Annotated in this window: 13 protein-coding genes; 8 read left to right on the plus strand and 5 right to left on the minus strand. The window is 68.8% G+C overall.

All coding sequences use genetic code 11. From position 1 onward, the window contains the following. The first annotated feature begins 45 nt into the window (after window positions 1-45). From E4M00_RS06255 to E4M00_RS06265, 3 genes are all read left to right on the plus strand, one after another. Window positions 46-1,425, plus strand: a complete 1,380-nt coding sequence (locus E4M00_RS06255) for a M20/M25/M40 family metallo-hydrolase (protein ID WP_135119575.1) — start codon at window positions 46-48, stop codon at window positions 1,423-1,425. 76 nt (window positions 1,426-1,501) lie between these two features. Next, complete coding sequence (locus E4M00_RS06260; protein ID WP_135119576.1) at window positions 1,502-1,909, plus strand: DUF7144 family membrane protein; 408 nt, start codon at window positions 1,502-1,504, stop codon at window positions 1,907-1,909. Between the two features lie 64 nt (window positions 1,910-1,973). After that, window positions 1,974-2,579, plus strand: coding sequence for an HdeD family acid-resistance protein (locus tag E4M00_RS06265; protein ID WP_135119577.1), 606 nt, complete (start codon window positions 1,974-1,976; stop codon window positions 2,577-2,579). A 1-nt stretch (window position 2,580) separates the two neighbouring features. On the opposite strand, the gene E4M00_RS18215 is transcribed toward E4M00_RS06265, so the two are convergent. Beyond that, window positions 2,581-4,098, minus strand: coding sequence for an NAD(P)H-binding protein (locus tag E4M00_RS18215; RefSeq protein ID WP_135119578.1), 1,518 nt, complete (start codon window positions 4,096-4,098; stop codon window positions 2,581-2,583). Window positions 4,099-4,169: 71 nt separating this feature from the next. On the opposite strand from E4M00_RS18215, the gene E4M00_RS06275 reads away from it, so the two are divergent. Further along, complete coding sequence (locus tag E4M00_RS06275; protein WP_135119579.1) at window positions 4,170-5,138, plus strand: alpha/beta fold hydrolase; 969 nt, start codon at window positions 4,170-4,172, stop codon at window positions 5,136-5,138. Continuing rightward, window positions 5,135-6,229 (plus strand): glycosyltransferase family 4 protein, encoded by a 1,095-nt coding sequence (locus E4M00_RS06280; RefSeq protein ID WP_135119580.1) that lies wholly within the window; start codon window positions 5,135-5,137, stop codon window positions 6,227-6,229. The genes E4M00_RS06275 and E4M00_RS06280 overlap by 4 nt, the downstream gene beginning before the upstream one ends. Before the next feature lie 118 nt (window positions 6,230-6,347). Here E4M00_RS06280 and E4M00_RS06285 read toward each other — a convergent pair whose 3' ends face one another. Further along, complete coding sequence (locus E4M00_RS06285; protein ID WP_135119581.1) at window positions 6,348-7,196, minus strand: NAD-dependent protein deacetylase; 849 nt, start codon at window positions 7,194-7,196, stop codon at window positions 6,348-6,350. Window positions 7,197-7,289: 93 nt separating this feature from the next. Between E4M00_RS06285 and E4M00_RS06290 the strand changes: the two genes are divergently transcribed. After that, on the plus strand, window positions 7,290-8,123 hold the full coding sequence (locus E4M00_RS06290; protein ID WP_135119582.1) for a TrmH family RNA methyltransferase: 834 nt from the start codon (window positions 7,290-7,292) through the stop codon (window positions 8,121-8,123). 4 nt (window positions 8,124-8,127) lie between these two features. Further along, a complete protein-coding gene (locus E4M00_RS06295; RefSeq protein WP_135119583.1) occupies window positions 8,128-9,369 on the plus strand; it encodes a D-alanyl-D-alanine carboxypeptidase family protein in 1,242 nt (413 codons plus the stop codon). A gap of 133 nt (window positions 9,370-9,502) precedes the next feature. Here the strand turns inward: E4M00_RS06295 and E4M00_RS06300 are convergent, their stop codons facing one another. Next, entirely contained in the window at window positions 9,503-10,318 is an 816-nt protein-coding gene (locus E4M00_RS06300; RefSeq protein WP_135119584.1) for an SGNH/GDSL hydrolase family protein, read from the minus strand. A 223-nt stretch (window positions 10,319-10,541) separates the two neighbouring features. On the opposite strand from E4M00_RS06300, the gene E4M00_RS06305 reads away from it, so the two are divergent. Next, window positions 10,542-12,353: a DEAD/DEAH box helicase gene (locus E4M00_RS06305; RefSeq protein ID WP_135119585.1), complete on the plus strand. Its 1,812-nt coding sequence runs from the start codon at window positions 10,542-10,544 to the stop codon at window positions 12,351-12,353. 63 nt (window positions 12,354-12,416) lie between these two features. Here the strand turns inward: E4M00_RS06305 and E4M00_RS06310 are convergent, their stop codons facing one another. Then, window positions 12,417-13,172 (minus strand): DUF4328 domain-containing protein, encoded by a 756-nt coding sequence (locus tag E4M00_RS06310; RefSeq protein ID WP_167756834.1) that lies wholly within the window; start codon window positions 13,170-13,172, stop codon window positions 12,417-12,419. Window positions 13,173-13,361: 189 nt separating this feature from the next. Continuing rightward, the gene (locus tag E4M00_RS06315; protein ID WP_055818516.1) at window positions 13,362-13,961 is read right to left on the minus strand and encodes a DnaJ family domain-containing protein; all 600 of its coding nucleotides are present in this window, start codon (window positions 13,959-13,961) and stop codon (window positions 13,362-13,364) included. Window positions 13,962-14,041: the final 80 nt, after the last annotated feature.

Here is a 14,041-nt window from a genome sequence, read left to right on the forward strand (position 1 = left end):
GATCGACCCAGTCCCGCCCGTCGGGGCGGGCGAGGAGGAGGAAACATGACCGACGAAACCACGGTCGACGCGGCATCGCTGATGCCGGAGGTGATCAAGCGGCTCGAAGATCTCGTGCGCATCCCATCCGTCGCGTTCCCGGGATTCGACCCGGACCCGGTGCACCGCATGGGCGACGCCGTGGTCGAACTGTTCACCTCGGCCGGCGCGGCCGATGCCAGGTTGCTCGCGGTCCCAGACGGGTACCCGTGCGTGTATGCGACCATCCCAGGTCCCGAAGGCTCCCCGACGGTGCTCCTGTACGCGCACTACGACGTGCAACCGGCGCCGGAGAGCCAAGGCTGGTCCAGTGAGCCCTTCGAACCGGTGACGAAGGACGATGGCCGCATCTACGGGCGGGGTGCCGCCGACGACAAATCAGGCCTCGTGATCCACTGGGCGACCCTGAAGCTGCTCGCCTCCTCCTGGCCGTGCACGATCAAGATCCTCGTCGAGGGTGAAGAGGAGACCATCTCCCACCTCGAGGGGTTCGTCGAATCGAATCCCGAGTTGTTCGACGCCGACGCCTTCGTGATCGCCGACATCGGACCGCAACGCGTGGGCCGGCCCGGATTGACCACAGCGCTCCGCGGCGACGTCGCGTGCACGGTGACAGTGCGGACGTTGGCGAACCCGGTCCACTCCGGCATGTTCGGAGGTGCGGCCCCCGACGCCATGACGGCGATGGTGCGCATCCTCGACACCCTGCACGACGAGAACGGCGACACCGTCATCCCCGGTGTGGCCAGCGGAACGTGGGGCGGCGCCGACATGGACGAGGCCGTCTATCGCGACGGCTCGTCGATCCTTCCCGGCGTCGACTTCCTCGGCACGGGGTCGCTCTCCGACCGCATCTGGATGAAGCCGTCGGTGACGGTGCTGGGCATGGACCTGCCGAACACGGCCGAGGCGTCCAACGTCCTCCTCCCGGAGGTGACGGCGAAACTCTCCATGCGCGTGATTCCGGGCTCGGATGCCGAGGCTCAGCTCGAGGCATTGATGGGGCATCTGCGTGCCCAACGCCCGTGGAACTGCGAGGTGGTCGTCGAGCGGGTGAAGGTCGGCAACCCCTTCGAGGTCGAGGAGTCGCATCCGGCGATCGTCGCCGCGAAGGATGCTCTCGAGCAGGCCTACGGCGCCGACGTCGAGTCGATCGGCAGTGGCGCGTCCATCCCTCTCGTGGCCTCGCTCAAGAAGGTGTCACCGAACGCCGCGATCGTGCTGTGGGGTGTCGAGGATACGGAGAGGTCACGCATTCACGCGTCGGATGAATCGGTCGATCCTGCGGAGATCGAGCGCATGATCGTCGCGCAGACACTGTTCGTCCGAGAGTTCGCGGCCTCGACCGGGCACACGGACGAGGTCCCATCCGACGGCGATCGGTGAGACCGTCCAGCGGTAAGCAAGCCACATCCGTCCGGCGCTCTCGCCGGTCGGTGATCGAAAGTGCAGAGTGAGAATCATGACCGACGTCAAGACCACGAGTGGATGGGTGGGGTGGGTCGGTTTCGCCGCCATCATCCTGATCCTGAGCGGTGTGTTCAGCCTCATCCAGGGATTCGTCGCACTGATCGGATCCAATTACTACTACGCCGTCGAGAACGGGACACTGTTCCTGTTCGACCTGACCGGCTGGGGATGGTGGAACCTCATCATCGGTGCGCTCCTCGTCCTGACCGGCCTCGCCCTGTTCACGGGCGCGACCTGGGCGCGGGTCGTGGCCATCATCGTCGCCGCCCTCAGCGCCATCGGGCAGCTGCTCCTCGTTCCGGCCCAGCCGTGGTGGGCACTCATCGTCATTGCGTTCGACGTGCTCGTCATCTACGCGGTCACCGCCCACGGACGTGAGCTCGCCACGATCGACGACTGACAGGAACGATCCCGGTGCTCTCCATGAGAGCACCGGGATCACCGATCACTTCAGGAGGTATCAGATGTCCAGTGAATCCGGTTCGGCGCTGAGCGCGTTCTCGCTCGACTCGGCAGAACTCACGGCATCAGCTGTCACCACCATCCGCATCGCGCTCGGCGTGGGCGGGGCGATCGCCCTCATCATCGGCCTGCTGATCACATTCCAACCGCAGGCGGCGGCCACGACGATTGCCGTCCTCCTCGGCATCTACTTCGTCGTCGCCGGCCTCGTCTACGTGGCCGTCGGTATATTCGCCCGTGGCATCGCGGGTGGAGCGAGGGCGCTCGACATCATCCTCGGCGTGCTGTTCCTGATCGGGGCCTGGCTGGCATTCGCGAACCTGTCGGGCACTGTGGCGTTCCTCGCCGTCCTCCTGGGCATCGTGATCGGCATCCTGTGGATCGTCGAGGGGATAGCGACGCTCGCCCAGCTCGGCGACGCACCATCGAGGGGATGGGCGATCTTCATCGCGATCGTGAGCATCATCGCCGGTGCCGCTCTGTTGTTCGCGCCGGTCTGGGGCGCCCAACTGCTGTTCCTGGTGACGGGGATCGCGTTGATCGTGCTCGGAGTGATGCAGGTCATCCGCGCGTTCACGTTCGGGCGTGGAGTCACCCCGGCGCCCTGACTCAGCGCACCGGCCACGCACCCGAGGTGGTGAACTCCGGGTCCTTCGTGCGACGCATGTAGCTCTGGAAGCTCTCGGCCTGAGCCTGGCACCAGTCGACCTGGCGCGCGTGGAGCTCCTCGGCCGTGATGGTCAGAGCGTGCGGGTAGCGGCGGGCGATGGCCTGCGCGACGTGGCCGGCGGCGATGGCATCGGCTCCGGCGTCGTGTGCATTGTCGAGCACGACCCCGTAGTGCTCGGCGGCGGCGGTGAGCGTGCGCTTGCCCTTGCGGTAGGTGTCGACGGCCTTGTCGATGACGAGAGGATCGACGACGGGGCCGGGGGAGACGAGCGGGGGGATACCGTAGCGCCGCGCCTCACGGTCGAGTACGGACAGGTCGTAGGCGGCGTTGTAGGCGACGAGCGGGATGCCGCCGGCGAGCTGGGAGCGGATGGCCGCGACGATCTCGGCGATGGCCTCGGAGGCGACTCGGCCGTAGATGCGGGCGTGCTCGGTCGTGATGCCGTGGATCTCGGCGGCGCCGTCGGGGATGACGATGCCGGGATCGACGAGCCAGTCGGTGCGATCGACCACCACGCCATCGGCGTCGAGCACGGCGAGCGTCGCCGTGACGATGCGCGTCGTCTCGACGTCGATGCCGGTGGTCTCGAGGTCGAAGACGGCCAGCGTGGAGGCCCAGGTCGCGGTGGTTGTGGTGGTCACAGGGTCAGAGTATGCAGGGCCGCCGACATCGCCTGTGAGCCACTCCGCGAAGGTCTCGGTTCCGCTTGTGAGCTCGGGGGCGAGGTTGAGGCCGGTGCTGAAGAAGCCGAGGATCGCCCCGGCCGCCGGGAGCGCGATGATCGGCCCCCGCCCGCCGTGGGCCGAGCGCCGCAGCGAGGCGATGACGCGCGACGAGAGCACCTCGGGACCCGCGATGGTGTGCAGGCGTTCGCGGCCGGACGGCACCAGGGCCTCGTCGACCAGCCGGGCCGCGACGTCGCGCACGGCGATGGGTTGGAAGGTGGTTCCCCGCAGCTCGGTGGTCCAGCCGAACGGCGCCAGCCCGAAGAGCCGATCGACGAAGTCGTGGAACTGGGTCGCGCGCACGATCGAGACGTCGAGCCGGGAGTCGCGGTACGCATGCTCCTGGGCCGTCTTCGCCGTGTAGTAGCCGGAGACACCCCGGTCGACGCCGATGATCGAGAGCAGGACGAGGCGACGGACACGGGCGACGCGCGCGGCGGCAGCGACAACGCGCGGTCCTCTCACCAGCGTCTCCTGCGCTCGGCCGATGACACCGTCCGTCGCGTCGATGATCGCGTCGGCTCCGGTGAGTGCCTCGATCAGCCCGACTCCCGAGACGATGTCGGCCGTCGCATATTCCGCGCCGGGAATAGAGGCATCCATCGCCACCGATGACCGGCTCACGCCGCGAACGCGCACGCCCCTCGCGAGGGCCTCCACGACGACGGCGCGCCCGGCGCGACCTGTTCCGCCGAGCACGACGATGAGCGGAATGTGCGGCTCGGTCCTCATGAGCAGAGTCTAGGTCGGCGCGCTCAGCGCACATCCAGCCCGCTGCGAGGACGCGGCCTAAACTGGGGGAGATGTCAGTCTCCTCGCCCTACGCCGCGCAGCTCGAGCGCATCCCCGTCGTCGAACGCACGCTTCAGGTGCTCGGATCCGAGACGCGCTACTGGGAGTACGGCGACGCAGCAAGCGACGAGACCATCGTCCTGGTGCACGGCTTCCGCGGTGATCACCACGGGCTCGAACCTGTCGTCGCGCAGCTACCGGGCCGCCACATCATCACTCCCGACCTCCCGGGATTCGGCGCGTCGGCGCCCCTGCGGAGCGCGCACGACATCGACGGCTACGCGGCCTGGCTCACAGCGTTCATCGCCGGGCTCGGGCTCTCCGGCCGCGTCGTGCTTCTCGGACACTCCTTCGGCTCGATCATCTCCTCGGCCGCCCTCGCCGCCGGACTCGTCGTCGACGACGTGATTCTGGTCAACCCGATCGCCGCGCCGGCCCTGCGCGGCCCGCGTGGCGTGATGACGCGGCTCGCGGTGTTCTACTACCAGGCGTCGGCCGCCCTCCCCGAGAAGGTGGGCTTCGCCCTGCTCCGCAACCGGGCCATCGTGCGCATCATGAGCGTGACCATGGTGAAGACCCACGATGCCGAGCTGCGACGCTTCGTGCACGACCAGCACGACCAGTACTTCTCCGCGTTCAGCGATCGCGATGTCGTGCTCGAGGCGTTCCGCGCCTCGGTCAGCCACGACGTGAGCGAATACGCTGCCGCCATCCCGACGCGCACCCTGCTGATCGCCGCCGACAAGGACGACATCACCTCGGTCTCGGCCCAACACGACGTGCAGAAGCTGTTCCCGGATGCCGCCCTCCACGTCATCCCCGACGTCGGCCACCTGATCCACTACGAGACGCCCCGCGAAGCCGCCCAGCAGATCGCGGCGTTCCTCGCCGTGCCCGCCGACGCAGCCGGCACCTCCGACCCGGCCGGCACCTCCGACCCGGCCGGCACCTCCGACCCGGCGACTCCGGCGGCATCGTGAAGATCGTCTTCGACGCCCGCTACACGCGGGTCGACCACCACGACGGCATCAGCCGGTACACGGCGAACCTCCTGACAGAGCTCGCGAAGCTGCATCCGGTGACCATGCTCATCAGCGATCACCGCCAGCTCGCGATGCTGCCCGACCTGCCGTGGCAGCTGGTCTCCTCGCCGACGAGCGCAGCCGAGCCGCTGGTGGCGCGCGCCGTGAACAAGCTGCGCCCCGATGTCGTGTTCACGCCCATGCAGACGATGGGGTCGTGGGGTCGCCGCTACGCGCTGCTGCTCACGGTGCACGACCTGATCTACTACCGGAACCGCACGCCCCCGCGCGACCTCGCCGCGCCCATCAGGCTGCTGTGGCGGCTCTACCACCTGGCCTGGTGGCCGCAGCGAATGCTGCTGAACCGTGCCGACGGCGTGGTCACGGTATCGAACACGACGGCGGCGCTCATCGCCGAGCACGACCTCACACGCAAGCCGGTCACCGTGGTGTCGAACGCCGCAGCGCCGCTCGCAGCTCTCGACTCCGACGACGCGCTCGCGCGGCGCGAGGCGCCCACCGTGCGCCGGCTCGTCTACATGGGCTCGTACATGCCGTACAAGAACGTCGACACCCTCGTTCGCGCCGTGGCGACGCTGCCCGGAACGGAGCTGCACCTGATGAGCCGGGTGAGCGAGGCCGAGCGCGCGCGACTGCAGAAGCTCGCCCCCTCCGCGCTGCTGGTCTTCCACGACGGCGCGACGGACGCCGAGTACGCCGAGACCCTGCGCGCGGCGACGGCTCTCGTGACGGCATCGCGCGACGAGGGCTTCGGCATCCCGCTCGTCGAAGCCATGAGCGTCGGAACGCCGGTCGTCGTCAGCGACATCCCGATCTTCCGCGAGATCGGTGGCGACGCTGCACTCTACTTCGACGTCGACGATGCCCGGGCCCTCGCAGCCGCTGTGATCCGGCTCGACGAGCCGGGGGAGTGGCAGCGACGGTCGACGCTCGGGCTCGAGCGCGCAGCGAGCTTCACGTGGGCGGCATCCGCCCGCACCCTGCTCGGTGTGCTCGAGGAGACCGTGGCGCGTCGACGCCAGCGCTGACAACGGTTCTTCGGGCGCGCGAGAACAGGTGGGATCGCCGAGAACAGGCCAGACCAGCCTGTTCCCGCTCCGGAACGCCGATCCGGCCTGCTTTCGCGGGTGCGGCGGACCGCCGAGGTCAGGCGGCGAGCTGCTCGGCGATCGAGCGCAGCACCTCGGTGGTGCCGGCGTCGATCTTCACGGCGGCGCGGCCGTCGCCCTTGGTGATCCCGCGGTTCACGACGATGATCGGCGTGCGTTGCCGGCGTGCCTGCTCGACGAGGCGGATGCCGGAGTTCACGACCAGCGACGACCCGGCGACCATCAGGACATCGGATGCCGTGAGCATGGCCTGCGCCTCGCGGAACCTCTCGCGCGGCACGAACTCGCCGAAGAACACCACGTCGGGCTTCAGCATCCCGCCGCACACCGTGCACTCGGGCACGATGAACGCATCGATCTCGGTGACATCGGCGTCGCCGTCGGGTGCGAGGCGCGCCGCCTCGTCCTCGGTGAGCCAGGGATTCGCATCCGTCAGCCGCTGGGCGATGTCGGACCGAGCGAAGAACTGCCCGCAGTGCAGGCAGACCACGCTGTCCATCGAGCCGTGCAGAGGCACCACCCGCGTCGATCCGGCGCGGGTGTGCAGGCCGTCGACGTTCTGCGTGACGATGCCGCTGACGGCTCCGGATGCCTCGAGCTCGGCGAGCAGTCGATGCCCGGCGTTGGGTCCGGCCTGGGCGAAACGGCGCCAGCCGAGGTGGCTGCCGGCCCAGTAGCGGCGGCGGTACCGGTCGTCGGCTAGGTACTGCTGGAACGTCATCGGATTGCGCACCGGTGCCCCGGCGCCGCGATAGTCGGGGATTCCGGAGTCGGTCGAGACGCCGGCGCCGGTCAGCACCAGGGTCGAGCGACCACGCATGAGGTCGACGGCAGCGCTCACTCCGAGGCGCTGCTCGTCGGTCAGTTCCAGAACCGTGTCGGTCATCCCACTCCTTCGCCGGTGTAACGAGTCTAGGCACTGCAGTTTTCCGGATTGTTTCGCAGGCTGCGACGATGGGGTACCGAACGAGGGGAACCCGTGCACGTCATCCGCATCACCGACCTCGAGGCCGACGGCCTCTCCGACTACGCGCGCCTCACCGACGTCGCCCTACGGCGAGTCACCGAGCCCGAGGGCGGCCTCTACATCGCGGAGTCGACGAAGGTCATCACGCGGGCGCTGGCGGCCGGCCACGTTCCGCGTTCCGTTCTGCTCCAGGAGAAGTGGCTGGCGGATGTCGAGCCTCTGCTGGCGGACTTCCCTGACGTTCCCGTGTTCGTGGGTGAGGCGAAGCTGCTCGAGCAGCTCACGGGCTACCACCTGCACCGCGGCGCGCTGGCGGCCATGCACAGGCCGGAGAACCCGTCGGTCGCCGAGCTCCTGAAGGATGCCCGACGCGTCGTCATCCTCGAGGACATCGTCGACCACACGAACGTCGGCGCCATCTTCCGCTCTTCGGCCGGCCTCGGCGTCGACGCCGTGCTCGTCACCCCGCGGTGCGCCGATCCGCTCTACCGCCGCAGCGTGCGCGTGAGCATGGGCACGGTGCTGCAGGTGCCGTGGGCACGTCTGCCCGAGTGGGACGAGGCGACCGCTCTGCTGCACGACGCCGGCTTCGAGATCGCCGCGCTCGCCCTGGCCGATGACGCGGTGAGCCTGCCCGACTACGCAGCCGACGCTCCCGAGCGCATCGCTCTCGTCTTCGGCAGCGAGGGCGACGGACTGAGCCGCACGGCCCTCGCAGCGGCCGACACCGTCGTCACGATCCCGATGCTGCACGGGGTCGATTCGCTCAACGTCGCCTCGGCCAGCGCCGTCGTCGCGTACGCCCTGCGCGTCGACCGGGAGCACAGGTCCGCCGACCTAGACTGATCCGATGCCCCTCTCCCGACGCCAGGTCTATCGACGTCGCAGAATCCTCGTGTTCAGCGCTCTCGCCCTCGTTCTCGCCGCTGTCATCTACGGCACGACCACGCTCACGGCGGCGGTTCCCGCGACAGCGGCATCCGTCACCCAACCGACGGTCGCCACACAGCCGGCAGCCCAACTGACGTGGCCCGACTTCGGCAGCGGAGCAGTCGGCGCCGTCGGTTTCGACGGGCTTCTCGGCTCGCACGGGGACCCGGATGCCGCCGTGCCGATCGCGAGCATCACCAAGGTGATCACGGCCCTCGTCGTGCTCGACGCCAAGCCCATCCCCGCGGGCGAGGAGGGGCCGACGATCACGTACACGGACGCCGACGTCGACATCTACTACGAGCAGGTGGCGGAGAACGCCTCGGTCGCCCCGGTCTCGGCCGGCCTCGAGCTCAGCGAGAAGCAGTCGCTGACGGTCATGCTCCTGCCGTCGGCGGGGAACTACAGCCAGTCGCTCGCCATCTGGGCCTTCGGATCGGTGGACGCGTACCTGGACGCCGCCCAGAAGTGGGTCGCCGACCAGGGCCTCACGAACACCACCGTCGCCGACACCAGCGGCCTCTCCGACTCCAGCGCGAGCAGCCCGACGGACCTGGTCGCTCTGGCGAAGATCGCCGTGGCCGACCCGACCCTGACCTCGATCGTGTCGCAGAAGAGCGCCGACATCCCGGGCGTGGGGGTCGTGCAGAACACCAACAAGATGCTGGGCACTCACGGCGTCGACGGCATCAAGACCGGCACCAACGACAACTCCGGCGCCACGCTGCTCTTCTCCGCGAAGTACACCGTCGGCTCGCAATCGGTCACGGTGGTCGGCACCCTGCTCGGCGGAGCCTCGATGGGCGACCACGATGTGCTCGACGCGGCTGTCGGCACAGTGCTCGACGGGGTCGCCGCCGGGTTCCACGAGGTGCAGTTGACGACCGAGGGGGCGCCGGCGGCCACCTACACGTCGCTGTGGGGCGACACCGCGACGGCCGTGAGTGCGAAGGCCGCGTCGGTTCTGACCTGGTCGGACACCGCTGTCAGTGGCGTCGCGAAGGCGGGATCCGTGCAGGAAGCCGCGGACGGCGACACCGTGGGCTCGCTGACCTTCACCGTGGGTGAGCAGACCATCGAGGTGCCGCTCGTGCTGATGGGTTCCATCAAGGGGCCGGATGCAGGCTGGCGCCTGAGCCATCCGGGGGAGCTGGCGGGGTAGGACGCACACGGCCTGACCCGCTCGCTGAGGCCCGACGCAGTCGCGGCCGAAGCGCGTCCCAGGCGCGCTTCGGGCGGTCGCTCCGCTCGGCCCTCAGCGAGCGGAGCAGGCGCTGCGCTCGGGCGCTACTCGATCACCCGACGGAGTCGACGTCCAGAACCTCGTAGGGAACGGCATCCGGCCGCTTCGGCAGCACGTGATCACCCGACGACTGGTGACGGATGCGGCGCAGCACCCACGGCACCAGGTACTCCCTCGCCCACTGGATGTCCTCACCGCGAGCCTGTCGCCAGGTCGCCGTCGGCAGCGGCTCGGGCTTCAGGGGCTCGAGCGAGTTCTCCACGTTGAGCGAGGAGAGCACGAGCCGCGCCACCTCGTGGTGTCCGAGTGGGTTCAGGTGCAGGCGATCGGGCGCCCACATGCGCGTGTCCTGGATGGGCGTGAAGCCCCACTGGTCGGCCACGACGCAGTCGTATCTCGTGGCGATGGTGCGGATGTTCTCGTTGTAGATGGCCACCTTGCCGCGGATGCCGCGGAACACGGGTGAGAAACCGACATCCGTCGCCGTGAAGATGACGACCGTGGCACGATCGCTGGTGAGGCGCTCGATGATCTGCTCGAACTTGCCCGACACCAGGTCGGGATCGGAGCCCGGACGGATGACATCGTTGCCGCCCGCCGAGATGGTGATGAGATCGGGCCGCAGCGCCAGAGCCGGCTCGACCTGCTCGTCGAGGATCTGCTGGATGAGCTTGCCGCGCACGGCCAGATTGCCGTAGGCGAAGTCGTCCGAGCCCTGCGCGAGCACCTCCGCGACGCGATCGGCCCAGCCGCGATGGCCACCCGGTCGACTCGGCTCAGGATCGCCGATGCCTTCGGTGAACGAGTCGCCCAGCGCCACATAGCGCGACCAGGGATGGAGGGGACCGGAACTCGTTTCACTCGTCATAGCTCCTCCATTCTGCACACTCTCGCCCTCGTGGCGCACGCACGTTCTGCGCGGTGGCGGCGTGAGCGCCATCCGCCGACCGCATTCCCACCGAGTCGGCTGCGACACTCGCCCTCGGCCGCGCCACTCGGCCTCGCCGTGACACGCCCGAGGTGGACCCCGAGCCGCCCGGGGAGACGCCCCGCGCAGTCGAGTGTCGGCCGACTCGGGTAGATTTGGGCCAGTGAGTACAGCGCTGCCGGAAGGCCCCATCCCGGGAACCGCAGCAGCAGAGCATCTCTCCCCGGCCTTCCCCGATCGCGCCGCCTGGGGAACCGCCACCAAGCTGCGTGCCTGGCAGGCCGAGGCCCTCGACGCCTACTTCGAGAAGCAGCCGCGCGACTTCCTCGCCGCCGCGACGCCCGGCGCGGGCAAGACCACGTTCGCGCTCCGTCTGGCGGCGGAGCTCCGCGGTCGCGGCATCATCGACCGCATCACCGTCGTCGCGCCCACCGAGCACCTCAAGAAGCAGTGGGCGGATGCCGCGGCCAGGGCCGGCATCCGACTCGATCCGTACTTCCGCAATGCCCACGGCAGCTACGGCAGGCACTTCCACGGCATCGCCGTCACCTACGCGCAGGTCGCCGCCCGCGCCGCCCTGCACCGCGAGCTCACCCAGTCGGGTCGCACCCTCGTGATCCTCGACGAGGTGCACCACGGCGGTGACGCCCTCAGCTGGGGTGACGCCATCCGCGAGGCCTTCGAGCCGGCCACTCGCCGGCTCTCCCTCACGGGAACGCCGTTCCGCTCCGATACGGCGCCCATCCCGTTCGTGCAGTACGCGCCCGATGAGCACGGAATCCGCACCTCGCTGACCGACTACAACTACGGCTACGGCCGTGCTCTCGCCGACGGCGTCGTGCGCCCCGTGATGTTCATGGTCTACAACGGCTCGATGAAGTGGCGCACGCGCGCCGGCGACGAGATGGAGGCCAGGCTCGGCGAGGGCAACACCAAGGACATCACCTCGCAGGCCTGGCGCACGGCACTCGAGCCGAAGGGGGAGTGGATCCCGGCGGTGCTGCGCGCTGCCGATCGCCGTCTCACCGAAGTGCGTCACACGATCCCGGATGCCGGCGGCCTCGTGATCGCGACCGACCAGACGATGGCGCGTGCCTATGCGGCGATCCTGCAGGACATCACCGGCCAGCCGCCGACGGTCGTGCTCTCCGACGAGAAGGAGGCCAGCGACAGGATCGAGCAGTTCGCCGGCAACACCAGCCGCTGGCTGGTCGCCGTGCGCATGGTCTCCGAGGGCGTCGACGTGCCGCGCCTCGCCGTGGGCGTCTATGCGACGAGCTCGTCGACTCCGCTGTTCTTCGCCCAGGCCATCGGTCGCTTCGTGCGGGCCCGCCGTCGTGGAGAGACGGCATCCGTGTTCCTGCCGAACGTGCCGATTCTCATGGCCCTCGCCTCCGCCCTCGAACTCGAGCGCGACCACGCCCTCGATCGGCGTCGTGACGACGAGGCCGAGGGGGACATGTACAACCCCGAAGACGCGATGGTCGCCTCGGCGAACAAGGAGGACCGGGCCTCGGAGGCTCTCACCGACGAGTTCAGCTTCGAGGCGCTGGCCGCGAGTGCGGACTTCGACAGGGTGCTCTTCGACGGTCACGAGTACGGCGATCTCGCGGAGCCCGGCAGCCTCGAGGAGCTCGACTTCATCGGCATCCCGGGGCTTCTGGAGCCCGAGCAGGTCTCAGACCTGCTGCGCACCCGTCAGGCACGCCAGGCCCGACGGGCGACGGATCGGCGCCGGAATGCTCCGGAGGATGCCGAACCGGAAGATGTCCCGCTGTACCGCACCATCAAGGAGCAGCGCACTCTGCTCTCGAGCCTGGTCGGCATGTGGTCGAAGCTGTCGGGGGAGCCGCACGCGATGATCCACACCGAACTGCGTCGGCTGTGCGGAGGGCCCGCCGTTCCGCAGGCCAGCGTCACGCAGTTGCAGGCACGCATCGAACTGCTGCGCAAGAGGCTCGGCCGCTCGCACTGAGCGTGCCCGCTCCGGGTGTGCGGCGCCCCGCTCACACTCGAGCGCGGGCGACCACCGCCTATGTCAGACGGCCGGCGCCAGTACGACCGGTGCGGAGGAACGATGGAGGATGCCCTGCGTGATGCCACGGACGGTCAGCCAGGCCAACGGCGCGGCAGCCAGCAGGAGGGTCTCGGCGACGATGCTCATCGACATGGCGAGCTGGAACTGTTCGAGGTCCTGGGCATTCAGGGTCAATCGGCTCGCCTGCGTGGACACGGTGTTGCTGAGCACCCAGAGCAGCCACCAGACGATCTGCCACGAGGGCCGAGTACGCCCCACAGCTCGCCAGAGGTCTGCGATGTTCTGGTACGGGAACCAGAGGTTGACGACGGGGAGGATCCAGGATCCGACGTGCCAGCCGGGCGAGCGCCGCGTGAGGCCGATGAACTGCTTCGCGACCCGATACTGCCAGATCATCCAGAGCACGCCGGTGGCCAGAAGACTGAGACTCGACAGGATGCCGAAAACAGAGCTGAGCTGGTCGTAGCTGTCGATCATCCGGATGGCGGACTCGTCACCACCGAGATAGCGCGAGGCAGCGTTGATTCCGAATGTCTCGATTCCTATGGTGACGACGGACGTCACGGCGGAGATGACGAGCAGCACCTGCGTCGCGATCGCCAGCCTCGCGATGGCGACGGCGCTCGTCGGCGCGGGCGACGGCTCGTTCTGAGGCTGGATCCACCGGGCGCCGTCCCACCACCACATCGCCGACGATCCGTCTGGGGCAGGGTGCCAGCCGAGAGGCAGAGGCGGTGGCGTGGGAGTGTGGGTCATCGGCGTGCTTTCTCGGAGGGATCGTCTTCGACACATCAATCCGGACAGGCCTGTCCGCGGATCGGCTGCAACTCTAGCGATCGGCTCGAGGTGCCAGCGCGGGCGACACCCCCATGGTTCAGCCCCCTTTCGAGGGCGGCTCAGCCAGGCCGGCCTCGTCCCTTCGGAATTCCCGATGCGTGTGAGACGTCAGCCGCGGGTACGCCGCCACCACGGGCGTCTCGGTTGCCTCCGCTCCTGGTCGAGCTGCGAGCTCGCATCGGCTGCCTGACGCTCCCGGGCTTCGCGGCGCGCCCGCCAGGTGTGCACCTCGTGGTCGACGTCTCGCGTCGGCGTCACCACCGGCGGTCCGCCGAGGAGCTGCCGCCGCGCCTCGATCACACGCCGGTTGAATCCTTCGACGGCGTCGCGCACATCTGATTCCCGGTGCAGGCGATCCAGCGTGTCCTCGAGCTGGGCATGTTCGACGCGCAGTGTCAGCGCGGGCGGACCCAGCCCGGTGAGTTGCTCGCGCTCGATCTTTCGACGAATCCACCAGTCGGGGTCGTGCTGACCGTCCAGTCCCTCGAGGGGCTTTCCAGCGCCGGGAAGGTTGTCGAACTCGCCGCGCCGGATGGCCTGCTGGATCGAGTTCTCGACGTAGGCGGAGCGCTCAGCCCGGGTCGAGGGTACGGCTGGTTCAGACGCCGACTCGGCCGCATCAGGGTCTTCGCCTCTGGCTATCGCCTCCTCGCGGGCGATCTGATCGATCCTGTACTGCCATGCGGCGCGCTGCGGGTCCTCGCTCATCCTCGACCTCCCTCGCGGCGTCGGACTTCCATCCCTTCCACGATACGACGACGCGAGCGTGTGATCGTATGCCGGACGGC

Source organism: Orlajensenia leifsoniae, from assembly GCF_004570845.1.
Classification (GTDB): Bacteria; Actinomycetota; Actinomycetes; order Actinomycetales; family Microbacteriaceae; genus Orlajensenia; species Orlajensenia leifsoniae.